This is a genomic window from Paeniglutamicibacter terrestris (assembly GCF_012271785.1).
GTDB classification, from domain to species: domain Bacteria; phylum Actinomycetota; class Actinomycetes; order Actinomycetales; family Micrococcaceae; genus Paeniglutamicibacter; species Paeniglutamicibacter terrestris.
On sequence record NZ_JAAWVT010000007.1, the window covers coordinates 164527 to 190590 of the forward strand.

General features: G+C 61.7%; 20 protein-coding genes and 1 tRNA gene. 9 read left to right on the plus strand and 12 right to left on the minus strand.

What is annotated here, in order from left to right:
- Positions 1-54: 54 nt before the first annotated feature.
- The 3 genes from mshC to HED64_RS14495 all read right to left on the minus strand — a co-directional run bounded on the left by mshC (position 55) and on the right by HED64_RS14495 (position 2595).
- A complete protein-coding gene (gene mshC / locus HED64_RS14485; RefSeq protein ID WP_168152713.1) occupies positions 55-1332 on the minus strand; it encodes a cysteine--1-D-myo-inosityl 2-amino-2-deoxy-alpha-D-glucopyranoside ligase in 1278 nt (425 codons plus the stop codon).
- Positions 1333-1451: 119 nt separating this feature from the next.
- The gene (locus tag HED64_RS14490; protein ID WP_168152714.1) at positions 1452-2276 is read right to left on the minus strand and encodes an undecaprenyl-diphosphate phosphatase; all 825 of its coding nucleotides are present in this window, start codon (positions 2274-2276) and stop codon (positions 1452-1454) included.
- 133 nt (positions 2277-2409) lie between these two features.
- Complete coding sequence (locus tag HED64_RS14495) at positions 2410-2595, minus strand: hypothetical protein (protein ID WP_342590736.1); 186 nt, start codon at positions 2593-2595, stop codon at positions 2410-2412.
- A gap of 108 nt (positions 2596-2703) precedes the next feature.
- Here HED64_RS14495 and HED64_RS14500 point away from each other — a divergent pair, with 108 nt between their 5' ends.
- Complete coding sequence (locus HED64_RS14500; protein WP_425351806.1) at positions 2704-2958, plus strand: DUF5703 family protein; 255 nt, start codon at positions 2704-2706, stop codon at positions 2956-2958.
- Positions 2959-2996: 38 nt separating this feature from the next.
- Here the strand turns inward: HED64_RS14500 and HED64_RS14505 are convergent, their stop codons facing one another.
- The 3 genes from HED64_RS14505 to HED64_RS14515 all read right to left on the minus strand — a co-directional run bounded on the left by HED64_RS14505 (position 2997) and on the right by HED64_RS14515 (position 5811).
- On the minus strand, positions 2997-4121 hold the full coding sequence (locus HED64_RS14505; protein ID WP_168152777.1) for an acyl-CoA dehydrogenase family protein: 1125 nt from the start codon (positions 4119-4121) through the stop codon (positions 2997-2999).
- A gap of 97 nt (positions 4122-4218) precedes the next feature.
- A complete protein-coding gene (locus HED64_RS14510) occupies positions 4219-5544 on the minus strand; it encodes a M20/M25/M40 family metallo-hydrolase (RefSeq protein WP_168152716.1) in 1326 nt (441 codons plus the stop codon).
- A gap of 184 nt (positions 5545-5728) precedes the next feature.
- Positions 5729-5811: transfer RNA gene (locus HED64_RS14515), tRNA-Leu, on the minus strand.
- Between the two features lie 363 nt (positions 5812-6174).
- On the opposite strand from HED64_RS14515, the gene HED64_RS14520 reads away from it, so the two are divergent.
- Positions 6175-7383, plus strand: a complete 1209-nt coding sequence (locus HED64_RS14520; RefSeq protein ID WP_168152717.1) for a glycosyltransferase — start codon at positions 6175-6177, stop codon at positions 7381-7383.
- Between the two features lie 137 nt (positions 7384-7520).
- Here the strand turns inward: HED64_RS14520 and HED64_RS14525 are convergent, their stop codons facing one another.
- From HED64_RS14525 to HED64_RS14535, 3 genes are read right to left on the minus strand one after another with little or no spacing between them, the layout of a single operon-like run.
- On the minus strand, positions 7521-8408 hold the full coding sequence (locus HED64_RS14525) for a MaoC family dehydratase (protein WP_168152718.1): 888 nt from the start codon (positions 8406-8408) through the stop codon (positions 7521-7523).
- Positions 8405-9742, minus strand: a complete 1338-nt coding sequence (locus HED64_RS14530; protein WP_168152719.1) for a 3-oxoacyl-ACP reductase — start codon at positions 9740-9742, stop codon at positions 8405-8407. Before HED64_RS14530 ends, HED64_RS14525 begins: the two co-directional genes overlap by 4 nt.
- Before the next feature lie 2 nt (positions 9743-9744).
- On the minus strand, positions 9745-11043 hold the full coding sequence (locus HED64_RS14535) for an acetyl-CoA C-acetyltransferase (RefSeq protein ID WP_168152720.1): 1299 nt from the start codon (positions 11041-11043) through the stop codon (positions 9745-9747).
- A 70-nt stretch (positions 11044-11113) separates the two neighbouring features.
- On the opposite strand from HED64_RS14535, the gene HED64_RS14540 reads away from it, so the two are divergent.
- Both HED64_RS14540 and HED64_RS14545 read left to right on the plus strand, forming a co-directional pair.
- The gene (locus HED64_RS14540; protein WP_342590737.1) at positions 11114-11821 is read left to right on the plus strand and encodes a TetR/AcrR family transcriptional regulator; all 708 of its coding nucleotides are present in this window, start codon (positions 11114-11116) and stop codon (positions 11819-11821) included.
- Between the two features lie 81 nt (positions 11822-11902).
- Complete coding sequence (locus tag HED64_RS14545; protein WP_168152721.1) at positions 11903-13984, plus strand: acyl-CoA dehydrogenase family protein; 2082 nt, start codon at positions 11903-11905, stop codon at positions 13982-13984.
- Between the two features lie 105 nt (positions 13985-14089).
- On the opposite strand, the gene HED64_RS14550 is transcribed toward HED64_RS14545, so the two are convergent.
- Entirely contained in the window at positions 14090-14734 is a 645-nt protein-coding gene (locus tag HED64_RS14550) for a maleylpyruvate isomerase family mycothiol-dependent enzyme (protein WP_168152722.1), read from the minus strand.
- Between the two features lie 143 nt (positions 14735-14877).
- On the opposite strand from HED64_RS14550, the gene HED64_RS14555 reads away from it, so the two are divergent.
- Positions 14878-15690: a PspA/IM30 family protein gene (locus tag HED64_RS14555; protein ID WP_168152723.1), complete on the plus strand. Its 813-nt coding sequence runs from the start codon at positions 14878-14880 to the stop codon at positions 15688-15690.
- Positions 15691-15819: 129 nt separating this feature from the next.
- On the opposite strand, the gene trpS is transcribed toward HED64_RS14555, so the two are convergent.
- Positions 15820-16905 (minus strand): tryptophan--tRNA ligase, encoded by a 1086-nt coding sequence (trpS, locus tag HED64_RS14560; protein ID WP_425351807.1) that lies wholly within the window; start codon positions 16903-16905, stop codon positions 15820-15822.
- Between the two features lie 303 nt (positions 16906-17208).
- On the opposite strand from trpS, the gene HED64_RS14565 reads away from it, so the two are divergent.
- The 4 genes from HED64_RS14565 to pepN all read left to right on the plus strand — a co-directional run bounded on the left by HED64_RS14565 (position 17209) and on the right by pepN (position 24949).
- Complete coding sequence (locus tag HED64_RS14565; RefSeq protein WP_168152724.1) at positions 17209-18723, plus strand: SDR family NAD(P)-dependent oxidoreductase; 1515 nt, start codon at positions 17209-17211, stop codon at positions 18721-18723.
- 203 nt (positions 18724-18926) lie between these two features.
- Entirely contained in the window at positions 18927-19556 is a 630-nt protein-coding gene (locus HED64_RS14570; protein ID WP_168152725.1) for a TetR family transcriptional regulator, read from the plus strand.
- 43 nt (positions 19557-19599) lie between these two features.
- Positions 19600-22155 carry an MMPL family transporter gene (locus HED64_RS14575; RefSeq protein ID WP_168152726.1) on the plus strand — a complete coding sequence of 852 codons (2556 nt, stop codon included), beginning with the start codon at positions 19600-19602 and terminating at the stop codon, positions 22153-22155.
- Between the two features lie 148 nt (positions 22156-22303).
- Complete coding sequence (gene pepN, locus HED64_RS14580; RefSeq protein WP_168152727.1) at positions 22304-24949, plus strand: aminopeptidase N; 2646 nt, start codon at positions 22304-22306, stop codon at positions 24947-24949.
- Between the two features lie 69 nt (positions 24950-25018).
- On the opposite strand, the gene HED64_RS14585 is transcribed toward pepN, so the two are convergent.
- Positions 25019-25450: a VOC family protein gene (locus HED64_RS14585; protein WP_168152728.1), complete on the minus strand. Its 432-nt coding sequence runs from the start codon at positions 25448-25450 to the stop codon at positions 25019-25021.
- Positions 25451-26064: the final 614 nt, after the last annotated feature.

Genomic DNA, 26064 nt, shown 5'->3' on the forward strand with positions numbered 1-26064 from the left:
ACGCGTCCCCCAGGAAACTCTGGGGGACGCGTTTTTTATGCGGTGTGCCGCGTATTAGACGATCTTCAGACCCAGCAGGGAGTCAAGTGCGTCGGTGAGCAGCTGGGCACCGGTGCCGCGTGCGGCAAGATCATCGGTAGGTTCCTGCGCGCTGAAGGCGTCCAGCACGGCCAAGGCGCCGGGGGCATTTAGATCGTTGGCCAACCTGGCACGGATCCGAGTGACGGTGGCTGTGGCCTCGGCGAGTGTCGCGTTGGGGATGCTTTTGCGCCAATTGGCCAGACGGTCCTGGGCGGCGGAGAGCAATTCGTCGGTCCAGAACCAGTCGCTGCGGTAGTGCTGTCCCAGCAGTACCGTGCGGATGGCCACCGGCTCAACACCGGCGGCGCGCAAACGTGAGACCAGCACCAGGTTACCCAGGGACTTGCTCATCTTTTCGCCGTCGAGGCCCACCATGCCGGTGTGTACGTAGGCTTCGGCCAGCGCCTTGCCATCAAGGGCTGCGGCATGACCGGCGGAGAATTCGTGGTGCGGGAAGATCAGGTCCGATCCGCCGCCCTGGACGGTGAAGGGTGCGGGCAGGAAGCGTCGGGCAATGACCGAACATTCAATGTGCCAGCCCGGACGGCCCTCACCCAGGGTGCCACCGTCCCAGCGTGGTTCACCGGTACGGGCTACGCGCCAGAGCAGCGGGTCCAATTCATCACGCTTGCCCGGACGCTGTGGATCCCCTCCACGTTCGGAGAAGAAGCCAAGCATGGTTTCGCGGTCGTAGCCGCTGACGGTACCCAGTTCCCAGGACTCGTTGGCGGCTGCCACGGCGTCGAAGTAGATATCACCGTCGGGCTCACCATTTTCACCGGGAACCGCGTAGGCCAGATCCTTGGCCACCAGTTCCTCAATGAGCGGGACGAGCCAAGTGATGGACTCAACGGCACCGATGTAGTGCTCGGGTGGGATGACGTTGAGCGCTTCCATATCGGCACGGAAGAGGTTGGTCTGCTCTACGGCAAGATCCTGCCAGTCGACACCGGTGGCGGTGGCCCGCTCAAGCAGCGGGTCATCGATATCGGTGACGTTCTGGACGTAGGTCACTGCCCGTCCGGCGTCGCGCCAGGTGCGCTGCAGTAGGTCAAAGGTCACGTAGGTGGCTGCGTGGCCCATGTGCGTCGCGTCGTAGGGAGTAATTCCGCAGACGTACATGCTCGCAGCGGCGTCAGATTTTTCTGCCGGTGCGGTGTCTTTCACTCGTCCCGTGGAAGTGTCATGCACTTCGAGGATTGGTGCGTTTCCCGGGACATGGGGAATGGTGGGCGCGGACCATGCGAGCACGGAGCGTCCTTTCTCTTAGATGTTTGCTCGGCCACGGCCGGAACAAAAAAAGCTGATGCTTACTTGGAACAAGTCCAACGGGGCCACACTTATTCCATGTCCGGCCCCGGAATTTTGATTTAGGCGTTGATGACGCCGAAGCCAAGCAGCAGGTAAAGGGCAAGGCCCAGGGCCACGCGGTACCAGACAAAAATGCGGTAGCTGTGCGTGGAAACGTATTTGAGGAACCATCCGACGATGACGAATCCGACGATGAAGGCCACCAAGGTGGCAAGTCCTGTCTGCGGCAGCGAGTACACACCGGGCTCGTCAAAGGACTTGGCCAGTTTGTACAGACCAGAGGAGAAGACCGCGGGGATGGCCAAGAGGAAGGAATAGCGTGCCGCCGCACCACGGGTGTAGCCCATGAACAGTCCGGCGGTGATGGTGCCACCGGAGCGCGAGACGCCCGGGATCAGCGCAAGTGCCTGGGCGAAGCCGAAGAGAATGCCGTGTTTGGGGCTCAGTGTATTCAGTTCCCGATCCTGTTTACCGTAGTAGTCGGCGACGGCAAGGATCAGGCCAAAGACCACCAGCGTGGTCGCAACGATCCATAGGGAGCGCAGGGAGGTGTCGATCTGGTCTTCAAAGAGCAGGCCAAGCACGGCGATGGGCAGGGAGCCGATGATGATCAGCCAGCCCATCTTGGCATCCGGATCGCTATGCGGGACTCGGCCGCGCAGAGCGTTAAACCATGCGCCAATGATCCGCACGATGTCTTTCCAGAAGAAGACCACCACGGCGGTTTCGGTGCCCAGCTGCGTGATCGCAGTGAACGCCGCCCCCGGATCAGCCGCATTGGGCAATAGCTCTCCCACGATGCGCAGATGGGCGCTCGAGGAGATGGGGAGAAATTCTGTCAGACCCTGGATCAGCCCTAAGAAGGCCGCTTCAAACCAATTCACGGTTCGACACTACTGCACCGCAGCATCTCAATACCCATTGGCGCTCCCGACGGAGGTGAACTTCATACCAAGGTATTAGAGCCTCGACATGGAGTTATTGCCGCTTAGGGTTGATCCTCAGCGAGTCTTCACGCTAGTCGGATTTGGACTCATGCTCCTCGTCATAGGGATCATCGTCGTCGTCCTCATCGGTAATGGTGAGCGGCAGAAACTCCTCGTACGCCTCGTATAACGAGTCCTCGTATTCCTCAAAGGCGTCGGCCACGGCCAGGAATGCGGCACTGATGGACGCGTCTTGGGCGCCACGTTTCCCCGACACAGCCGAAAGGTGTTCTTCGAGACAGCTGATCAATACACTGAGGGCTACACGCGGATCTGTACTCATGTGATTGACGTTACAGGCACAAGCCACACTATGGACAGGGTCATGATCGAAAAGAAGATAGCTATCCCCCACCCCGTAGATCAAATGCCCGGGGACCCCGAACACCGTTATGAATACCTCATCATCACCGCTCGCCCCGGCGAGCATCGCTCGGTCGCCCGAGCGGCATTGCGTGAGCATTCGGAATACGGGAAGTGGGAACTGATACGCACCTGCCTCTATGAGGGCGGCGGGCAGAAGTACTGGTTACGCCGGCGAGTCATGCGCGTGAAACCGACGCTGAATATCCGGGCCTGAGACCTCTCACAGCACCGACGATCGGGTGCCCTGGACCGCTAGCCGCGCGGTGGACCGAGCAGCCAGGACGCCACGGTTGAATGTGCCGATTCGGCATCCGAGGGGTGATACAGGCTGGCCAGGGCATCACGGTAGAGCCGTTCGAGCTCCGAGCCGCGGAAGTATTGCCCGCCGCCGGAAACCTTAGCGGCGATGTCCATGCACGAACGTGCAGCGTCTCCCGCTTGGGTGCGCAGCGTGACCAACCGCGGGAACCAGGACGGGCCATGATCAACCAGGTCATCTAGATCCCGTGTGGTCAGTCGCAGCATGGCGTCAAGTTTGAGAATTTCCATCCCCGCGTTGGCCACCTGCCAGCGAATATCCGGATCCTGGTCATAACTGCGTCCGGCGTTTTTCAGCGAGGTGCGCCGGGCCGGATTGGCTGCGGCCAACTGCATGCCGCGTTCGGCCAGACCCACATATACGGATGCGGTCAGCGAAAGAAATGCGGCGAAAATGCCGAAGATCAGCGGATCTGCCACCGGGCCCATCGGCAGGATGCTGTGGATGTCTTCGGCTTTTACGCGCGCATTGCTCAGAATGGTGGTGTTCGACTGCGTGGCACGCATGCCCAACGTGTTCCAGTTATCCGGAATTTCAATCCCGGAAGCATCTCGGTGCAAAAAGCCGTGGACTAGCGTCGGCTCCTCGGTGCTTGAATCCTTGCCAAAGACTCCTAGCCGCGTCCATACCGGTGCCAAGGAGGTGAAGACCTTCACGCCACTGAACGCATAGGATCCGTCGGGCGCCGGCACCGCGCGCGTCACCGAGTCGAAGAGGACCTCGTCGTTCCCGGCCTCCGAGACTCCAAAGGCCATCACCTCGCCGTCGGCCACCCAATCGAGGACCTTTTCCAGGCGTTGATCTCCCCGTGCGCCCAGTAGAGCCGCCACCCCGGTCCAGACCAGATGCATGTTCACGGCCAGGGCGGTGGCCGGGGCGTAGGACCCAAGCAGGCGTTGAGCGCTGGTCATCTGCTCCATGCCCCAGCCAAGGCCACCGCGGGCCACCGGCAGCATGGCCTTGAGATACCCCACCTCAGTGAGCTCCTCGAAATCGTCAACGCAGAAGGTGTTCTCCGCGTCGTAGCCAGCTGCCCGAGAGCGGAAACGCTCGAGCATCGCGGTATCAAGGACCTCGTGGATGGATTTCACGTGTGTCTTCACTTCCTGTCCCCCCGGCCTGCGCCAGGGGACGCCCACGAGGGGGGTGTGATAGTTAGTAGTTGGTCAGTAGATCGCGCAGCACCCGGGTGCCGAACTTCAGCGAGTCCACCGGGACTCGCTCATCAACACCATGGAACATGCCGGTGAAGTCCAATTCGGCAGGCAGCCGCAGCGGGGCGAATCCATAGCCCGTCACACCCAATCGAGCCAGAGACTTGTTGTCGGTTCCGCCGGAGAGCATGTAGGGAAGTACTACTGCCTCGGGGTCCTCACGGTTGAGCGAAGCGACCATGGAATCAACGAGGTTTCCAGCGAAGGGCACCTCGAGGGCTCGGTCCAGGTGCAGGGCACTGAGTTCAACGTCGGGGCCGGCGAGCCGGCGCAGGGTCTCCATGACCGCATCGTGCTGTCCGGGCAAGGTACGGACGTCAAGCAGGGCCTCGGCGGCACCGGGAATGACATTGTGCTTGTATCCGGCGGACAGCACCGTGGGGTTGGCCGTGTTTTGCAGGGTGGCACCTACAAAGCGAGCAACATTGCCCAGCTCGGCCAGCAACACCTGTGGGTTATCGTCGGTGAATTCGATCCCGGTCATGTTCGAGACACCCTCGAGGAAGCCGCGCGTGGTGTCGGTGTAAGAAATCGGCCAATCGTGTTCGCCGATGCGGGTAATGGCTGCCGCCAATCGCGTGACGGCATTTTCCTCATTGATCTGGGAGCCGTGGCCGGCGCGGCCTGCGGCGGTGAGCTGAAGCCAGGCGATGCCCTTTTCGGCGGTCTGGAGCAAATAGGCGCGCTTGCCCGCGATGGTGGCGGAGAACCCGCCCACCTCGCTGATGGCCTCGGTGGCACCGTCAAAGAGTTCGGGGTGGTTCTCCACCATCCAGCGTGCTCCGTAGTCGCCTCCGGCCTCTTCATCGGCGAAGAACGCAAAGATCAGGTCGCGACGCGGGCGGGTGCCGGTTCGCTGCATTTCCCGCATGACCGCAAGAATCATCGCGTCCATGTCTTTCATGTCTACGGCGCCACGGCCCCAAATCATGCCGTCCTTGATCTCGGCACCAAAGGGATCGACCGACCATTCATCTTTAAGGGCCGGAACCACGTCCAGGTGGCCATGGACAATCAGGGCCGGCAATGACTTGTCGGTTCCCTCGATGCGCGTAACGACGTTGGCGCGTCCCTGAGCTGATTCCAGGACCGTGGCTTCAAGGCCGGCCTCCGAGATCAGTCCGGCAACATACTCCGCTGCCTTGCGCTCCCCCGCGCCTTCGTTGTTGCCGTAGTTAGTGGAATCAATGCGGATGAGGGCCTGGCAGATGTCTGCGACCTCATCCTCGGCGATGAGCGTGTCCGGGGTTTTCTGCGCTGCTGACATGGGGCATCCTTCGGCGGAGGGTTCGTAGGTGACGTTCTCCCCCACCCTATCGAGGTTCCCTAGTGCAGCGCGAGGCCCGGGACGTGGAACGTCACCGGCCACCGCAAACTCAACGCGAGAGCATTGCCTCGCAAACATAGAAAAACCCCCGACCAGACTTTCGTCTGGTCGGGGGTCTCATCTGTGCGAAGGAGGGGACTTGAACCCCCACCCACTTACGTGGACTAGCACCTCAAGCTAGCGCGTCTACCATTCCGCCACCCTCGCTGGTCGCCGCTACTCCGGTGAAGTTCGTGAAGAACTTTGTTTCCGTTGTCCGCGGCGAGATAAGACTCTAGCACGGGTTTGGCGCACAGTTCAATTCGAGGGGTACTTTGGGCGAAAACCTCCTATTTACAAGGGTATTTGCGGTTTTTGAGGGTCAAAATCGGGTGTTTACACAAAATCTGTGACCAGCGTCATATTCACAGTGTGAAAAGTGCTGTTCTCCAGCCTCTGGAGATCCTCGCGACTCCCGGGTGCAGCTACGTAGGATGGTGGTGTTGGCCCACACCGTGATCACTTATAGGTGCTGTGGCATCAACGCCATATCCACCCTTGCTCTCATTTGTAGGCGGCCAGAAACTCCCCATGTCTGAATCTTCAGCACTCCCCCAGCGCATCGCGATGATCTCCCTACATACTTCCCCCTTGGAACAACCCGGATCCGGGGATGCGGGCGGAATGAACGTCTACATCCGACATTTGGCTCTAGCCCTCGCCGCACGCGGTGTCCACGTAGATATCTTCGTTCGTGGGGCGAGCACCAGCACTGCCACCAGCATCGGTGACGGCGTCACCTGCCATGAGGTTCAGGCAGGCCCACTAGGAAAACTCAGCAAGGAGCACCTTGCCGAGCATCTTCCCGCCGTAGCACTGGCGATCCAGCACTACGCCGCCAACTTCGCCCCCTACGACGTCATTCATTCGCACTATTGGCTCTCCGGGGTTGTTGGGCTGAAGCTGAGCGAGGCATGGAACGTGCCGCTAGTGCACACCATGCACACCATGGGAAAGGTCAAGAAGCTCACGGCCGACACCGAGGAGTCGAGTGCTCGGATTCGTGGCGAAATGCTGATCTGTGCCGAGGCCGAGCGGCTCACCGCAAATACGCCGGCCGAGATCCAGGAGCTTGTTGAGCTATACGGGGCCGAGCTGCACAACGTTGACATCGTTGAACCCGGCGTTGATCTAGCGACGTTCCACCCCGGGGTATGTGCGGCCCGACAGGCCGTCCCGAATTCGCTGCGCGTTGTTTTTGCCGGACGCATCCAGAAGCTCAAGGGACCGCAAATCCTGGTCCGCGCCCTGGGGATTCTGTCCCGGGAACGAGAGGAACTCGACGTGAAACTTTCGGTGATTGGCGCACGCTCGGGATCAAAGGAATTGAATCTGCAGAAACTGGTGGAGGCCGAGGGTGTTGAGCACCTGGTGCGTTTCTCCCTGCCGATGCCAGCAGCACACCTGGCCAAGGCATTCCGTGGCGCAGATGTTGTTGCGGTGCCCTCCTACAGCGAGTCCTTTGGCCTGGTGGCGTTGGAAGCACAGGCCTGTGGCACTCCGGTGCTGGCCCGCCGCGTCGGTGGCCTGCCGCACGCTGTGCGAGAGGGACAGACGGGGATCTTGGTTGATGAGGCCGATCCCATTACCTGGGCCAAGGCCCTGGCCTTGCTGGCCACCGATGAGCCACTACGCACCATGCTGGGTCGAAACGCGGCGGAATTTGCTGCGGATCATGGTTGGGAAAAGACTGCCGCCGCGGCCATCAACTCCTATGTTCGAGCCATCGAGGGCACCTAGCCCACGGTCAGTGGCGAAGCCGTGCTCATCATTGGCTCGGATGATGATGAGCACGGCTCAGGTGGTCCGCCCGATTTTCTGCGGGCGGACCACCTGTAGGTGCCACTGAGTGCTCACTTATTGATGCAGGTGAGCACTCAGGCCAATGGCGTCACTGTTCCGCTGAAATGCGGTTTGCCGCTACGTGATCCCCACCCGCTGAACTCAGTTTTGTCGAGCGCGGACGTGATGGCGATATCAACCGTGGAAGGCAGGAATACCGGGGTGGCAAAGCTGATCTCCCACGCGTAGCCAGTCCCGTGCGGCGCGGCGCCGGCAAGCGCCCGACCGGCCAGGTACATGCCGTGCGCAATGGCGCTCTTCATGCCCAACACCTTGGCGGATGGTGCCGAAAGATGGATCGGGTTGTAGTCCCCCAAAACGGCCGCGTATTCACGTCCCGTTGCGGCACCCAACCGCCATGAGGCGGTACGCGTTGGATGGGTGAACTCCTGGTGTGGCCGAGCTTCTTCACTCGGCCGCTCGCCCAGGAACACGCCCCGCGCCAAATAGGTTGAGACCGAGCGCCACACCAGTTCGGTACCGGCACTGACCTCCACCAGAAGATCAACCTGAGTTCCCGCGCGATGGCCGCGCAAGTTCTCTGCGTGTGCCACCGCCGTTAGCACCGCAGACGGAGCAATCGGCGCGAGGTGCGTGACCGCGTTGCTCAGGTGCACCATGCCCAACAGTGGCAGCGGGAAGTCATCGCGCACCAGCACCGACATGGCCAGCGGGAAAACGATCCCGTGCACAAACACGCTGGGCAGTTCATCACGTACGGTGTCCCCCATCAACCGCTGGTAGTCGACCAACTTCTGCCGATTGATGGGCAGGCTCTCCAGCCGATGCTCCACCTGGGGCACCGTACGGGCCGCGGGTTTGCTACCGGGCAGCAGCCCACGCAATTTTCCCGCCGCCGCTGTGGCATAGAGCGAACCCAAGGATGGAGCTGCCGGCAAGATCAGGGTGCTGAGCTCACTCATGCGCCCACCAACGACTGTCCGCACACCCGCAGGGTACGCCCGTTGATACCAGCGGCTGCGTCGGAGGCGAGGAACCCGATGGCCTCGGCAACATCAATGGGCAAGCCGCCCTGCATGAGCGAGGGCATGAGCATCCGCGCGACGGTGCGCGTGGCGACCGGGATCTTTGCTGTCATCTCCGTTTCGATGAATCCGGGGGCAACGGCATTGATGCTGCCGCCGGCCTCGGCGAAGGCAGCGGCCGAGGCGCGCACCATGCCGATGACCCCGCCCTTGGATGCGGCGTAGTTTGACTGACCGCGATTCCCGGCGATCCCGGAGGTTGAAGCGAGTGAAACAACACGCAGGCCCGAAAGCTTGGCGGCCAGAAACGCCTCATTCATGGCCAATTGGGAGGAGATGTTCACGGCGATCACCGAGTCCCAGCGTGCTGCGTCCATATTGGCGAGCAACTTATCCCGGGTGATCCCGGCATTGTGGATCACGATGTCCAGCGAGCCGTGCCGAGAGATCGCATGCTCAATGATCTTCGCCCCGGCATCCGCGCGAGTGATGTCCAATTGCAGTGCGGTGCCCGAAATCTTATTGGCGACCTTGGCCAGGGCATCGCCTGCTGCTGGGACGTCAACCACTACCACCGTGGCACCGTCGCGGTGCAGCGTGTTCGCAATGGCCGCACCAATACCGCGAGCGGCTCCCGTGACCACGGCGACCTTGCCGGCCAGCGGTGCTCCCTGCTGCTCGGGCGCCACCCCCGCATCGGTGCTGATCGTCAGGAACTGTCCATCAACGTAGGCGCTGCGCCCGGAGAGCAAAAAGCGCAGGGCGGCCAGGGCGGAGGGAACTACCGGTGACAGATCATCGGTGAGCACAATGCCGTTGGCGGTGGCACCACCGCGCAACTCGCGGCCCACCGATCGAATCGTTCCGTCGATGCCCTGACGCACCGCGGCAAGGGCCGGCGCATCGGTGGCAAGAGCCGGACGAGAGAAGGACACCACGCGACCGCCCGGTACCAACCCGCGCAGTGCGGAGCCGGCCAAGAGCATCGGTGCGGAGAGTTCCGCGGGGCAACTGAGCTCATCGAGGAGCAAGATGATGGCACCGAGGCGTTCCTGCCCGGCACTGTGTCGGCGAACCTCCAGCCCCCAGCCCAGCAAGACATCGGCTAGCGCTTGCGCGCCGGAAGATTCTCCGAGCAGCAGCACCACACCGGGCACCAACGGTGCTCCTGGCACATGCCGACGCAAGACCGCCGGTCGCGGCAGGCCAAGGGTGGCGGCGAGCTTCTTGGTGAAGCCGGAATTCACGAGTTCTAGGTACTTATCGGCCATGATTAGCGCGCCTCAAGAATCGCGACGATGCCTTGTCCGCCAGCGGCACAGACGGATATGAGCCCGCGGCCCGAACCCTTTTCGTGGAGCATTTTTGCCAGCGTGGCAACCAGTCGGCCACCGGTAGCGGCGAAGGGGTGGCCGGCTGCCAGCGAGGAGCCGTTCACGTTGAGCTTGGTGCGATCGATCGCGCCCAGTGGTGCATCAAGTCCCAGCTTGTTCTTGCAGAAGTCGGCATCTTCCCAGGCGGCCAGGGTGGAAAGTACGGTGCCGGCGAAGGCCTCGTGGATTTCGTAGAAGTCAAAATCCTGCAGGGTGAGGTTGTTGCGCTCCAGGATGCGGGCGACGGCATAGGCCGGGGCCATCAGCAGGCCCTCGGCGCCATGGACGAAGTCCACCGCTGCCGCCTCGAAGTCAACAAAGTTGGCTAGCATCGGTAGCTCGTGCTGCCGGGCGAAGTCTTCGGAGCCCAATAGGACCACGGAGGCACCATCGGTGAGCGGGGTGGAGTTTCCCGCGGTCATGGTGGCCTCGGCCCCCAGATTCTTGCCAAAGGCGGGCTTGAGGCTGGCCAGCTTTTCCAGCGTTGAATCGCCCCGCAGGTTGGTGTCCTTGGTGACGCCGGCGAAGGGCGTGATCAGGTCATCAAAGAAGTTGCGCTCGTAGGCGGCGGCCAGGTTCTTGTGGCTGGCCAAGGCCAATTCGTCCTGGGCGACACGAGTGATGTTCCAGGCCTTGGTGGTGATCGACTGGTGATCACCCATGGACATTCCGGTGCGTGGCTCGCCGGTACCCGGTGCATTGGGTGCCAAATCGCGGGGGCGGAACTTGGACAGTGCCTTCAGCTTCGCGCTGGTTGACCGTGCCCGAGAAAGCTCCAGAAGTACCTGACGCAAACCCTCCGAGACGGCGATGGGCGCATCCGAGGTGGTATCAACGCCGCCGCCGATGCCCGACTCCAGCTGGCCCAGCTTGATCTTGTTGGCCAGCGAACCGATGGCTTCCATGCCGGTGGCGCAGGCCATTTGCACGTCGTAGGCGGGAGTGTCGGCGGATAGTGAGGTGCCCAGCACGGATTCGCGCATCAGGTTAAAGTCCTTGGAATGCTTCAGTACCGCACCACCTGAGACGGCGCCGATGCGCTGGCCCTGCAGTCCGAAGCGTGCCACGAGGCCATCAAGCGCTGCGGTCAACATGTCCTGGTTGCTCGCGTGGGAATACGCACCGTTGGACCGGGCGAACGGGATGCGGTTTCCGCCGATGACGACGGCGGGACGGATGCTCTGTGCTGCTTGCGACATGCTCTATTGCTCCTAGGGGCAGATGTGAGATGGATTACTGATACCCAGCGTACCTGATACGCTGGGTATCGTGAACAACCTGCAAGCCTCAAACGCCCCAGCTTCCACACCGGATTCACCCGGTGATGGTCGCTCTGCCCGCTGGGACAGCCACCGCGCCGCCCGGCGCCTTGAGCTGATCAAGCTGGCGCGGCGCACCATCCACCTGCTGGGCCCCGGCGCGTCGATGGAAGACATTGCCGCCGCGGCCAACACCTCGAAGTCCGTTTTTTACCGCTATTTCGGCGACAAAGAGGGAATGCGTGCGGCCCTGGGCGAATACGTCATCACCAACTTCCGCGCCCAGGTCATCGCCGCCGGGCGCAGCTCATCGGGGGAAAGCGAAGCACTGCACGCCATGGTGCTCGCCTACCTGCAGATGGCTTCCACCTCACCGAACATCTACTTTTTTGTCACCGCGGTCCCCTCCGCCGACATCCTGACCAACCCCAGTGCCGAGCTAGAACCCGATACCGGGGCGAGTGCACTGAACAACTTCTTTGATGAGCTCACCGCCATGATGCGCACCCGCATGCATTCCTATATGGGAATCCCGGAGGGCCACACGGCATCCGCGGCACTGGAACTCTGGCCACGCGCGTCCATCGGCATGGTCAGGGCCGCCGGTGAACTTTGGCTCCGGGCACCGGAGGGCAGCCAGCGTCCGTCCATCGAGGAATTGGCCACCGCCATCACCGCGTGGTTAACCCACGGAGTAACCCACCAACCGCCCGGGTAATGTCCTGGCCCCACGATTTTTGTTTGTCCCCTTCGTTGATCCATCCCCGCAGCACTTCCCGATCGAAAGGCAGAAACGCCAGTGAGCACCGAACAACTTTCCGCAGAAACAACCAACGTGAGCATCGATGTTGCAGCCCTCGGCGAGCAACTGCTGGGCAACTGGGCAGCGATCCGCAAAGAAGCCCGCGCACTGGCCGGATCCGAAGCCCTGCGCGGCACCCCGGGACTGAGCATGGACGATCACCGCGAACGCGTTTTTGCCCAGCTCCACGAGCTAGTCAACGCCAAGTCCGTCCACCGCGCCTTCCCCAAGCACCTCGGCGGGGAAGATAACCACGGTGGATCCATCGCCAGCTTTGAAGAACTTGTCACCGCAGATCCCTCCCTGCAGATCAAGGCCGGCGTGCAGTGGGGTCTCTTCGGCTGCGCGGTGCTCCACCTGGGAACCGAAGAGCACCACAATAAGTGGCTGCCTGGCATCATGTCCCTGGAAATCCCTGGTGCCTTCGCCATGACAGAGATCGGTCACGGATCCGATGTAGCCTCCATCGGCACCACCGCTACCTACGATGTGGCAACGCAGGAATTTGTCATCAACACGCCGTTCAAGGCCGCATGGAAGGAATACTTGGGCAATGCCGGTGTGCACGGCAAGGCGGCTGTGGTCTTCGCCCAACTGATCACCAACGGAGTTAATCACGGCGTCCACGCCTTCTACACGGACATTCGTGATGATAACGGATTCCTGCCCGGTGTTGGTGGCCTCGACGACGGTCTAAAGGGCGGACTCAACGGCATCGACAACGGTCGGTTGCACTTCGACAATGTCCGCATCCCGCGCACCCATTTGCTCAACCGCTACGGAAACGTCACCGAGGACGGCACCTACTCCTCCCCCATTCACTCCCCGGGTCGGCGCTTCTTCACCATGCTCGGCACCCTGGTCCAGGGCCGTGTATCGCTGGACGGCGCAGCCACCGCCGCCTCGAAGATCGCCCTACAGATTGCCGTGACCTACGGTAACCAGCGCCGCCAGTTCAACGCCTCCTCGGACACCCATGAGGAAACGATCATGGACTACCAGCGCCACCAGCGCCGATTGCTCCCCCGACTGGCTCGCACCTACGCGGCGTCATTCGCCCACGAGGAGCTGCTGGAGAAGTTTGACGGCGTGTTCTCCGGAGCCACCGACACCGACGCCGATCGCCAGGATCTTGAGACCCTGGCCGCGGCACTGAAGCCGCTGAGCACCTGGGACGCGCTTGACACCCTGCAGGAAGCCCGCGAGGCCTGCGGCGGTTCCGGCTTCATTGCAGAAAACCGTTTCACCGCCCTGCGCGCGGACCTAGATATCTACGTCACCTTCGAGGGTGATAACAACATCCTGCTGCAGCTGGTGGGCAAACGCCTGCTGACCGACTACGGCCAGGAGTTCCGCCAGCTGAACGCCGGCGTCCTGGCCCGCTACGTGGTGAAGCAGGCAGAAAACGTGGCACTGCACCGCACCGGGCTGCGCTCGGTCGGCCAGTTCATCGCCGATACCGGCAACGAGCGCAAGAGCGCGAACTTCTTCAAGGACGAGGCCAACCAGCGCGCGCTGCTCACCGACCGGATCAACACCATGGTCGCCGAGATCGCCGATGCTCTGCGCGGGGTTAACCCCAAGGACCGTGCCGCCTCGGCTGCTGCCTTCAACGAAAAGCAGGACGCGCTCATCGCTGCAGCCCGCGCACACGGCGAACTGCTGCGCTGGGAGGCCTTCACTCGCGCCCTGGCCAAGACTCCCGATGCCGGCACTCGTACCGTGCTGACGTGGCTGCGTGATATCTACGCGCTGTCGCTGATCGAGGAGAACCTCGGCTGGTACCTGATGAACGGTCGCCTCTCGATGCAGCGTGCTCGTACGCTGAGCGGCTACATCAATATCCTGCTGGCTCGGGTGCGCCCGCACGCCCAAGATCTGGTGGACGCCTTCGGTTACGGCCCGGAGCACCTGCGGGCCACCATCGCCAACGGTGGCGAAGCCGAGCGCCAGGACGAGGCTCAGGAGTACTACCGCAAGCTGCGTGCCAGCGCGGACGCTCCGCTGGATGAAAAGGTGCTGATCGCCCGCGAAAAGGCCGCCAAGAAGATGGCACATCAGGCGACTGCCAAGAAGTAGTCACACCGTCGCACCAAGAGCTGGGGGCGCCGCGGTTCAGTGGGTTAAAACCTGCCGAACCGCGTCGCCCCCAGCTTCATCTTTTTAAGGAGATCGAGCTGCTCATCACCGATTGATCTGGTCACCGAAGCTCGCGGCGCCGGGCCCGGTCAGTGGATTTCGCGTATCAACACGCCCAGAGACCGCCAGAAGTAAGCTGAGCGCGGAGCCACGGACCTCCGGTCCGCTCCCGTGCACAAGATCGGTGTCAGTGGCCGCCAGCGTGAACCCCTGTGCCAGTTCCCTGCCTCCGCCGAGCTTGGCGCTGGTCGCCAGCTGATAGCGCAGTGCCGTGGCCACATGTTCAACCGGGTAATCTCGAACGATGCCCAACGGCACACGGATATCTTCCCCATGGACAAATGCCTCAACCAATCTGGTGGCGAGGTGTGCCGGCGGGGTGCGGGTGAAATCGAGAATCTCCCCGAAGGCGCTCAGAGTCGCTGCCGGATTCTCTTCTCGTTCCTTGGATACTCCACGAGCGTTGTCCTCATCAAAATCGAATCTAGCTAGGGCCATTCGCCGCACGAAGCCCCACCGAGTGGTCTTGGCACTGTCAATCAGGTGCGCCACGACGTCGTGCACGTCCCAGCCCTCACACAGCGAGGTGACGCGCCAGCCTTCTGCGGGTAGCGATCGAAGATCGTGGAGTAGCGCTCGGCGTTCGGCGTGGACGACCGGCCAAATCACGGAGTTAGACGGGGAATCCATAGACCCTACCCAAGCATCTCGTGGGCAGTGGAGCAAGAAATTAGGTGTTCATGCGGTGCCCAACATCCCGCAATAGGTTCGCCATGCGGCTCATGTCGCATAGAATTGTTGCAAACCGGCTGATGAAAGGGCCTTACTCCCTCATGACGAAGAACTCTATTTTTTCCCGCCTTTTCCGCATTGGAAAGTCCAACGCCAATGCGGCATTGGATGCCTTGGAAGATCCGCAGAAGATGCTGGATCAGCAGGTTCGCGACTACAGCAACAACATCGCAGAAGCCGAAACCGCCGTCGCTCAGACGATTGGTAACCTGCGCATGATGGAGGAAGACCACACCATCGCCCTGACCGAGGCCAAGGAGTGGGGCGCCAAGGCGCTGGCCGCATCCAATAAGGCGGAGGAATTTGCGGCATCGGGTGACGGTGCTAACGCCGAGAAGTTTAACAAGTTGGCGACGTTGGCCATTCAGCGTCAGATGGCTAGCGAAAAGAAGGCGTCTTCCACCGCGCCGAGCATCGAGTCGCAGCGCAAGATTGTTGAGCAGCTCAAGACCGGTCTGAGCACCATGTCGACCAAGCGCCAGGAACTGGTCTCCAAGCGTGATGAGTTAGTAGCTCGTGCCCGCAACGCCAAGACTCAGGGCCAAATGATGGATGCCGTGAAGGCTCTAGACATGAGTGATCCGACATCGGAGATCGGACGCTTCGAGTCCAAGATTCGTTCGGATGAAGCCCGCGTGCGTGGTGCTGCCGAACTGGCGTCGTCCACTCTCGATGCCCAGTTCGCCTCCCTCGAGGATTTGGGTGAGAGCACCGAGGTTGAGGCGCGTTTGGCCTTGATGAAGGGACAGAAGAACGTGCTGGAAGAAGCACCCGCCGCAGACGCACTCGAAGAGGCACCGCAGCCTTCGGAGATCGAGGCTCGGCTGGCAGCACTGAAGGCCAAAAATCAGTAAGACTGTGAAATAGCGGTTGCCCTAAGCGGGATACCACTGGTGGCGGATACGAGTATCTCGTATCCGCCACTGCTGTCTTTCGGGGGTGCCATTCGAGAGCAAAATCTTCCCCGGCACCCCGCCGGCTCTTTAGTAGTAGGTCTTCATGGCCTTTCTGACTTCTTCTAGGGTCTGCTCGGCGACGGCATTGGCTCGTTGATTGCCGACCCGCAGGACATCACGGAGGTAACCCGGGTCTTTGGCCAGCTCGATCCGCCGCGCCCTGATGGGCGCCAGATGCTCGTTAACAGCGTCGATGACCAGAGATTTCAGGGCGCCCGAACCGGCGGAGCCGAGCTCATCTCCAACCTCGTATGGGTCTTTGTTCTGGCACAGCGCGGCGAGCAAAACAAGGCTGGAGACTTCCGGCCGGTGCTCGGGGTCGTAGGATATCTGCCGAAACGAATCCGTTTTAGCGCCGCGTATCAGGCGAGCAGTTGTATCGGCATCATCCGCCAACGCCACCGCGTTATTGCGGCTCTTGCTCATCTTTCCGCCGTCGGTGCCCAACAGCAATGGAGCGGCGGAGAGTAAGGCGGTAGGTTCGGCGAAGATACTCTTTTCCGGGGCATAACGGGTGTTGAACCGTCGCGCGATGGTGCGCGTGAGTTCGAGGTGCGGCAGTTGATCTTTGCCGACCGGCACCACGTTTGCCTTACAGAACAAGATGTCGGCTGCCTGATGTACCGGATAGGTGAACATCAGACCACTGACCGAGGACTGCTTCGAATGCGTTATCTCGTCCTTAACGGTGGGATTGCGCTCTAATTCCGCGACCGAAACTAGGGAGAGGAACGGGAGGAGTAATTGGTTCAGGGCAGCGATGGCACTGTGCGTGAAGATGGTGGTGCGTAGCGGATCGATTCCCACCGCCAAGTAATCCAGAACCAAGCCGTGGACGGCCAGCTCGAGATTGTTGGCCACGTCCCGGTCTGTCAGTACTTGGTAGTCGGCAATGAGGACAAAGGACTCGACTCCGAGGTTTTGTAGTCGGACGCGATTCTGTAGCGTGCCGAAATAGTGGCCGAGGTGCAATGACCCCGTCGGTCGATCGCCGGTGAGTACCCTGAATCGGTCGGGATTGACCCGTAGCTGGTCTTCGAGCGATGAGTCCTGCTCCACAGCGGGATCCGTGCCGAGCATTGATGATGGTGGGGATAGCTGGTGATCGTGCATGTGGTGCTCCTAGTGGCTTGAGGATGACACCGTCCGCGTGGAATGGCACCATACCCCTTGCTTTGGAGCACAAAAAAGACCGTCCATGCGAACGGCCTGATTTCTAACACGAAATGCGGCGGTTCCTAGTTGGAACGCCACCAAGCAAAACTCCGTGAATTGATCATGGACTCATGCTACAACTTTTCCCATGGCCAATCTTGCGCCTCGCAGTGGCCTTGTCATGGCTACGAAGTGTGGTTGATCCCATGCACCCCAGCCGTAGCGTGCCCCCGGGGCACGCCCGGTAGACTTGATGGCGACATGACTGAGAATTTTCCTGAGGCCGATCTGGTCAACAACGACGATCTTTTCACCGCTGCCGAGCTCGAGGCCGCCATCAAGGTGCTGGGTTTGGTTCACCGGCTAGAACCGGAAGACGAGCGTCACATCGCCGTGCGCCGAGCCACCGGAAAGATGTTTAAGTCCGCGAAGCGGCACCGCAAGAACGAAAAGCGCTCGGCCATCAACGCCGCCGATCGCGCGGTTGTAGAGCGGACCGCCACCGGCTCCCCCCAACGCCTGGATGATGAGACATTGGGACTGGATCTAAGCACCCCGACCGATGAGCACACGGCCGGTGAGTACATCAAGCCGCGTGGTTGCTACATCTGTAAAAAGCGCTACACCACGGTGGATGCCTTCCACCACTACCTATGCCCCGAGTGTGCTGCAGCCGGCCGCGAACGCCGTGACGCCCGCGCCGACTTGAGTGGCAAGCGTGCCCTGCTCACCGGTGGCCGAGCCAAGATTGGCATGCACATCGCCCTGCGCTTGCTGCGCGATGGTGCCCACACCACCATCACCACGCGCTTCCCGCGCGATGCTGCTAGGCGTTTTGCCGCGTTGGAAGACTCCTCCGATTGGATTCACCGCCTGCGCATCGTCGGCATCGATTTGCGTGATCCCTCCCAAGTCATTTCCCTCGCCGATCGCATTGCGGCCGAGGGGCCACTGGACATCCTGATCAACAACGCGGCGCAGACCGTGCGACGCACCTCGAACTCGTATCTGCACCTGGTCGAGTCGGAAACCCAGCCGCTTCCGGCCGAACTCGAATTTGTTGCAGGTGGCCCCGAGGTGTGGGGCGAGGCCAATCCCCCATCCGAACACCCGCGCGCACTGGCCAGTGCCTTCCGCTTGGAAGACTCCGCCCTGCTGGTTCCTGCGACGTCCACGAACTACGACGCTCAAGCGGTGGCCGATCTGGCGATGACTGCCGGCTCCGCCACGCTGGAGCGCATCGCGGCGGGAACCGCCATCGATGCCGGCGGTTTGGTGCCCGACGTGGTCACCGAGAACTCCTGGACGCAGATCTTGGGAGATGTCGACGCGCTGGAAATGCTGGAGGTGCAGCTGTGCAACGTCACCGCCCCGTTCCTGCTGGCCTCGCGTCTGCGCCCGGCGTTGGCGGCAAGCGATGCGCACCGCAAGTACATCGTGAACGTCTCGGCCATGGAGGGCCAGTTCTCCCGCCGCTACAAGGGTGCCGGCCATCCGCACACCAACATGGCCAAGGCCTCGCTGAACATGCTCACTCGCACCAGTGCCGAGGAAATGCTGCAGACCGATCGGATCTTGATGTCCGCGGTGGATACCGGCTGGATCACCGATGAGCGGCCACACGATTCCAAGGTCCGCATGGTGGCCGAGGGCTGGCATGCGCCGCTGGACTTGATTGACGGGGCGGCGCGGGTTTACCAGCCCATCGTTGATGGCGAACGCGGCATTGACCTTTACGGTTGCTTCCTGAAGGACTACGAGCCCTCCCCCTGGTAGACAGCTCCGCAGCATCAGCAAAGGCCCCGATCGAAGCGCAAATATCCTGTTGACCATCACAGGACAGCGGCACGACGGGGCCTTTGCTGTACCCCGGGCCGGCCGCCATCTGGCTGCCAACGTTGGATGCCACCAACTGGCCGAGGTGATCCGAGCACTGACTCTATTTGCACCGAATGCAACATTGCACTTAGTGTAAGTGGGTGAGTCCATCAACACCGGCCGTGGATCGACGTGCCGACATCAAGAACAGACACCGTCGCGCCATTCTCGATGCAGCGGCAGCCATCATGCGCGAACGTGAATCCAGTGTGTTCTCCGTTGACGAACTCGCTGCCCGAGCGAACGTGTCACGCCGAACCGTCTTTAACCACTTTGCCTCCATTGACGACGTGGTGATCGCCGTGTTCGGCATCGAACTTGGCGCCGTCGTGGAGCGGCTTGCCACGATCCCGGAGGGTCCCGGATCCTCTATGTTCGACGATCTGGCCGAAACTGTGCGCTCCACCGATCTGGTGCCGCCCATGGTCTACCTGACCCGCGTGCTGGGCGGCGATGAACCCGAGCCGACCCCCAAGCAGGCACTACTGGCCGCCCGAACGTTCACCGAAATCAGTACGGGCCTCGCTGCTGAGATGCAAAGGCGCCATCCGGGAGCCACAGCGCTTCGGGTCAACCTGTTGGTCGGATCGCTGACCAGCGGCCTGCTGGTGATCTATCAGCAATGGTTCACCGAGTGCGGAGCTTTTGACACCGTGCAGACCCGCAGTCACTGGACCGAGCTCGTCGAGACTCTCCTCGAATCCCTAAGAACCGGTTTCGGAGCACGCTAACGCGTCCCCTTTTTTCTCCCGCTTGACCAATTTGAAGGACATCATGGCCGAATTTCTCTATCGTCTGGGACGCGGATCAGCGCACCACGCACGAAAAATCATTGCCGCATGGATCGCGATCCTGGTCTTGGCAGCGGTGGCATTTTCCATCGGCGGAGGCACCCTATCGAGCAGCATGTCGATCCCCGGAACCCCCACCGCCGAGGTGACCGACAGGCTGGCCGCAGAGTTCCCCTCCGCCTCCGGTGGAACCGGAAACATTATCGCGCAAAGCACTGACGGCCAACCGTTCACCGATGCCCAGCAGAAAGCCATCGGAACCCTCACGGCCGACGCTGCCACCATCGACGGTGTAGAGAGAGTCATCGATCCGTTCACCACCGAAGCGCAGCGCGCCGACTCGGCACGAGCGATCACGGACGGTAGCTCAAAGATGGCCGACGCCAGGGAGCAGCTCGACGCCGGCGACACCGAGCTGAAGACATCCCAGGCGCAATTGGCCGCTGGCCAAAAGCGACTTGATGCCGCCATTGCCCAGGCGCGTGCGGCAGGGATGTACGAGCAGGCCAAGGACGAGCTCGAGCGCCAGCAAGCGCAACTTGACGCCGCCACCAAGAAGCTGGATGCCGGGGCTGCCACGCTCCAAGAGAACCGCTCGAAACTGGATCAGGAAGCCACCAAGCTCGAACAGGGCGAATCGATGCTGAACATGGCCGCCGAAATTCGCACGGTTTCGCAGGACGGCGGCGCGGCCATCACCATGGTGGTCTTCACCGCCGCCCAGATGGACATCACGCAGGAAACCAAGGATGCCTTGGTGGCGCTCTTTGAAAACGCCGACGTGGACGGAGTCCAATTCGATTTCTCCTCCGAGATCACTCAGGGCGTCCCGAGCGTTTTCGGGCCCGGTGAGGCCATCGGGCTGGTTGTGGCCGGCATCGTGCTGGTGCTCATGCTGGGCACCTTCATCGGCGCCGGGTTACCCCTGCTCACCGCGCTGGTGGGTGTGGGTATCGGCGCCCTCGGTGCCCTTTCGCTCTCCAGTGTGTTGGAGATGTCCTCGGTGACCCCGATGCTGGGGCTGATGCTCGGCCTGGCCGTGGGCATCGACTACTCGCTGTTCATCATCAACCGCCACCGGCACCAGCTCAAGGACGGCTACGAGGTCCGCGAGTCCATCGCGCTGGCCAACGGCACCTCCGGCAACGCCGTGGTCTTCGCCGGGGCCACGGTCTTCATCGCCTTGCTGGCGCTGAACGTCACTCGCATCCCGTTCCTCGGGCTCATGGGCTCCGTCGGCGCGGCCAGCGTGCTGATCGCGGTGCTGGTGGCCATCACGCTGACCCCGGCACTGCTCTCGCTGGTGGGGAGAAAAATCCTCAGCCGCTCAGAACGTGCTGCTCTGGCAACCGGCACCGCACCAAAAAATGCTTCTGCGGCACCAGCCCCCAAGACCCGCGTTCGTCCGATGTCCACCGCTGGCGCGATCCTCACCGCGATCGCTTCCGTCGCGGTGCTGCTGGTGGTAGCCACCCCCGCCCTGGACCTGCGGCTGAACCTACCCGACGGATCCTCCGAGTCTCACGAAAGCACCCAGTACCGGGCCTACTCCGCGATCTCCGAACGCTTCGGTGAGGGCCAAAACGGTGCGCTGCTCATCGTGGCTGACCTGCCCGGATCCCCCACCGAGGAGGAGTCTCAAGCCCACCAAACACGTATCGCCGAGACGTTATTCGCCCAAGACGACGTCATCGCCGTCGCACCCGCCGGCACCTCCGCGGACCGAACCGTGGCAGCGTTCCAGCTCATCCCCGCCCAGGGCCCCACCAGCGTCTCAACCGAGGAGCTGGTGCATTCATTGCGCGACCTCTCCCCGCTGGATGGAACCTACCCGATCGGGGTGGCCGGCTCGGCCAGCGGCAACGTAGATATCTCGCAAAAACTTTCCGATGCACTGCCGTTCTACTTGTTGGTGGTCATCGGGCTTTCGATGCTGATCCTGCTGTTGGTCTTCCGCTCCATCGTGGTCCCCATCATCGCCACCCTCGGCTTCATCCTGTCCTACTACGCCGCACTGGGCGGCGTCGTGGCGATCTATCAGTGGGGCTGGCTGCCGGCGATCTTCGGCGTGGACACCCCGGGGCCCATCCTCAGCTTCCTGCCCACACTCCTGGTCGGGATCCTGTTCGGACTGGCGATGGACTACCAGCTCTTTTTGGGCACCGGCATGCGCGAGGCCTTTGTGCACGGCGCCCCGGCACGCCTAGCGGTCGTGAAGGGTGTCCGGGCCGGACGTGCCGTGGTCTCGGCCGCGGCCATCATCATGATCTCGGTCTTCGGCGGATTCATCTTCGCCGAAAGCGCGATGATCCGACCGATCGGCTTTGCGCTGGCCTTCGGCGTGCTGCTGGACGCCTTTGTGGTGCGCATGCTGCTGATCCCGGCCCTGATGCATCTGGCCGGCGACAAGGCCTGGTGGCTGCCGCGCTGGTTGGAGAAAATCCTGCCGGACATCGACGTGGAGGGTGCCAAGCTTGAACGCCGACACCCACATTCCGAGGCCGCCGAGAGTGCCGAGGCACCTGCCGCACACAACTGATAGAGCGCCCATGTACGGGCAGTGACGGGGGTGGGTTCCACGCATAAATGGAACCCACCCCTTGGTGTCTGGCCGAGGTCGGGTGCGTCATCGACTCCCCGGCATGTGTAAAGCGCTCGTTTCATGTTTCAATGGTCTGGTGGATCACATGCAGAGAATCTCCGGCCCGAACGAAAACCTTTCCCGCGACGCGGCAGCGTGGCGAAAGCAGAACATCAGCGTTCTCGCCTATGAGATCGAGCTTGATCTCTCCCACGCCCAGGATCCAAGCGTGAAGACCTACCGCTCTAAGACCACCATGCGCCTGCGTGCCCACGGCAGCAGCGAAACATTCCTCGACTTCATTCATGACTCCATCGAGTCAATTACCCTCAATGGAAAGAGTATTGACCCCGCCACGGCCGTGCACGGATCACGCATTTACCTGCATGATCTCATTCAGGGTGCCGATGCCCTCAATACGCTCACCATCGACGGACAGGCGTTGTACTCGCGCAGCGGCGAGGGCCTGCACCGCTACGTGGATCCCGCCGACGGGGCCACCTACTGCTACACCCAATTTGAGCCGGCGGACGCTCGACGCGTGTACGCCAACTTTGAACAACCGGATCTGAAGGCGGCCTTCACCTTCATCGTGCGTGCACCACAAGACTGGCACGTGGCCTCCAACCAGTCCCCCGTCCGGGTGGACAACCACGGCGACGGGAGCGCCACCACGCATTTCGCTCCAACGCTGCCCATCTCCACCTACATCACCGCGGTACTCGCCGGACCCTACTTCGTGGCCGCCGATACCTACACCTACACCCGGGACGATGGCAGCGAACTGCTCATCCCGCTGAACGCCACCTGCCGCGCCTCACTCGCCGAACACTTTGACGCGGAACAAATCCTGAAGCTGACCCGCGCCGGGCTGGACTTCTTCCACGAGCTCTTTGACTACCCTTACCCCTGGGGCAAGTACGACTCCGCTTTTGTGCCCGAATACAACCTCGGCGCCATGGAAAACCCCGGGTTGGTCACCTTCACGGAGTCCTACGTGTTCACCTCCCGGGCCACCGAGGCGCAGTACGAGGCCCGCGCCAACACCATCATGCACGAGATGGTACACATGTGGTTCGGGGATCTGGTCACCATGGCCTGGTGGGATGATCTCTGGCTAAAGGAGTCATTCGCCGACTACATTGGCACGCTGGCCAACGCCGAAGCCACGGAATTTACTACCGCTTGGGTAGCGTTTGCCAATCGCCGCAAGGCCTGGGCCTACGTGGCGGATCAGCTGCCATCCACGCACCCGATTGTTGCCGACATTACCGATCTTGAGGCTGCCAAACAGAATTTCGACGGCATCACCTACGCCAAGGGGGCCTCGGTACTCAAACAACTCGCCGCCTATGTGGGGGCCGATGCCTTCCGTGAAGCTGCACGCTCCTACTTCCGCGCTCACGAATTCGCCAACACCTCATTACGCGACTTCCTCTTGGCCCTCGAAGCAGCATCGGGCCGCGACATGTCTACCTGGGCGGATGCCTGGCTCAAGAGCGCAGGCGTGCCGCGGCTACACGTCGAGCTGGAAGAAGCGGGTGGAGTCATCACCGCGGCGGCCCTGCACCAATCCGGCACCGACCCGATCACCGGGACCCCGATCGCTCACCCACATGTGCTGAATATTGGCGAGTTTAATGTCATCAACGGCGTCCTGCAGCGCACCGAAAGCCATCGGGTGGAGCTGAAATCGGGAAGTATTGAGCTCCCGTTTTTGCTGGGGCGCCCGCGCGCGGATTTGCTGCTGCCCAACGATGGTGATGACACCTACGCAATGCTCGACTTCGATCCGCGTTCCCTCGCCACGCTGCTGACGCATCTGGGCTCGCTGGATGATCCGTTGGCTCGCGCCACCGTCTGGGCAGCGCTGTGGAACATGGTCAGGGACGCAACACTGCCCGCCACGGCGTTTTTGGCGGCGGTGCGTGCCCACGCCGAATCGATCACCGAGGTTGCCGTCCTGGCCCAGCTACTCACCCAGTGCGTCACGGCGATCACCCACTACCTGCCGGCCGAACATCGAGCCGCCGAACGTCTTGCGCTCAGTGAAGCTGTCACGACCTGGCTGACGCGCGCGGCTCCGGGCAGCGATGCTCAGGTGGCCACGGCACGCGCCCTGGCCACGCTGGCTCGCGGTTCGGTGGCCAACGACATTGTTGATGGTTTGCTGTCCGGGGAGCTGAGCTACCCGGGTCTGGACTTGGATGAACATTTGCGTTGGGCCCTGTGGCAGGCCAAGGCAGCCTCCGGGACTCTTGATGAGGCGGCCTGTGCCCGCCTTGAAGCCGACGCCGCGGCACACCCGTCGGCTGTCGCCAGCTCGGGTCGGCTCTTGGCTCTTGCCGCCCGACCGGAGGCGAACAGCAAGGCAGCTGCCTTTAATCAGGCGCTCAGTGGAAATGCGGCCGATGGCTCACCGCTGTCTAACGAAGCGATCTCCGCCATCGCCGCCGGCTTCCAGCTGGGCACTCATGAGTTGCTTGATGGTTACTACGATGCCTACTGGTCGGCGCTGGAGGAGATCTGGTCTTCCAGGAGCATCGGCATGGCTACTCGCGTCATTCGAGGGCTTTTCCCCGCCGCCCAGGATCTGGCGACCGAGGGGGTTCACCCGGTCATGGAAAAGCTAAATATCTGGCTTGATTCCCATGAGCAGGCACCGCGCGCGCTGCGCCGGATCCTGTTAGAGGAACGCGATTACCTCACCCGTTCCTTCGCCGCGCAGCAGCTGGTTGCCGACTCACACTAAAGACGGTCCCACGCGGCGGGGCGCCCTTAGTGGGTCCTCCGCCGCGGCTGATCATTCGTGCGTGCGAGCTCAGCGAATGCAGAATTCGTTGCCCTCGGGATCCGCCAAGGTGTACCAAGTAAAGGGGCCCTGCATCGCCTCATGGAGGAAGCTCGCCCCGCGGTCAAGCAACATGGAACGCACCTCGTCCTTGTCTCCCAGATCCAGATCAAGATGCAGACGATTTTTCACCGTCTTGGGTTCGTGCACCAGCTGAAAAAGAATGCGCTGCCGCGGTAGTTTGCCCAGCTGGTCCAGAGGGCAGATCGCTGCCCCAACCTTCCACGCAATTTCACCGTCAAAAATCAGGGTTTCATCCTCGCTGGCGTGGCCCTCATCAATCATTTTTTGAATGAAATCAGGATCACTGGGCTCCACCGTCCATCCGAGGGTTTCTGCCCACCACACCGCCTGCTGGTGGGGATTGGCACTGTCAATAGTGATTTGCAGTTTTGGGTCCATGGCCACACGTTATGCCGCGATGCACCCCGTACACAAGGGAATCGGCGCAATACGGGAACCGTCCTCGATTTCCAGCTGATCTAACAGATACACCGCGACCGGCCACGGCACGGCCCAGCGGCCTTCGAGGAACAAACCGATGAACCGGCGCTGCAGAGCTCCAGGACCCGCCCCTCATCGTCGAGGACGAAACGCTCCCACTCGTGCCGCATCGGTTCCTCGGCCTAGCATCCAAAGGCTTCACCTGCTTTTCAGTCGGAGATCTTACGGACCTGAAGTGACAATAGCTGCGCCGCTGGTGATCCGAGTCCTTCCTCCTCAAATCTGGACAAAACTCCGCGGATCCCGGATCACCAGTTCTAAACGAACTTGATCATGTGCTTCGCCCCAACGGCCATCTCGCAGATCCCTTCAACCGGTGACGGCCAACCCACGCACGCATCGCGACTGCGCAACGCGGCCGAAAATGGCCACCAGTAAGTCCAAGGAAATGCCGGCAGTCAACGAACCCTGAGAAAACCCGCAATCCTGAGCCATAGCCCATCTTCCGCGCAATTTTACGGGTGCCGAAACTGCAGAACCGGGACATGGGATTAACAAACATCCATCTTCTG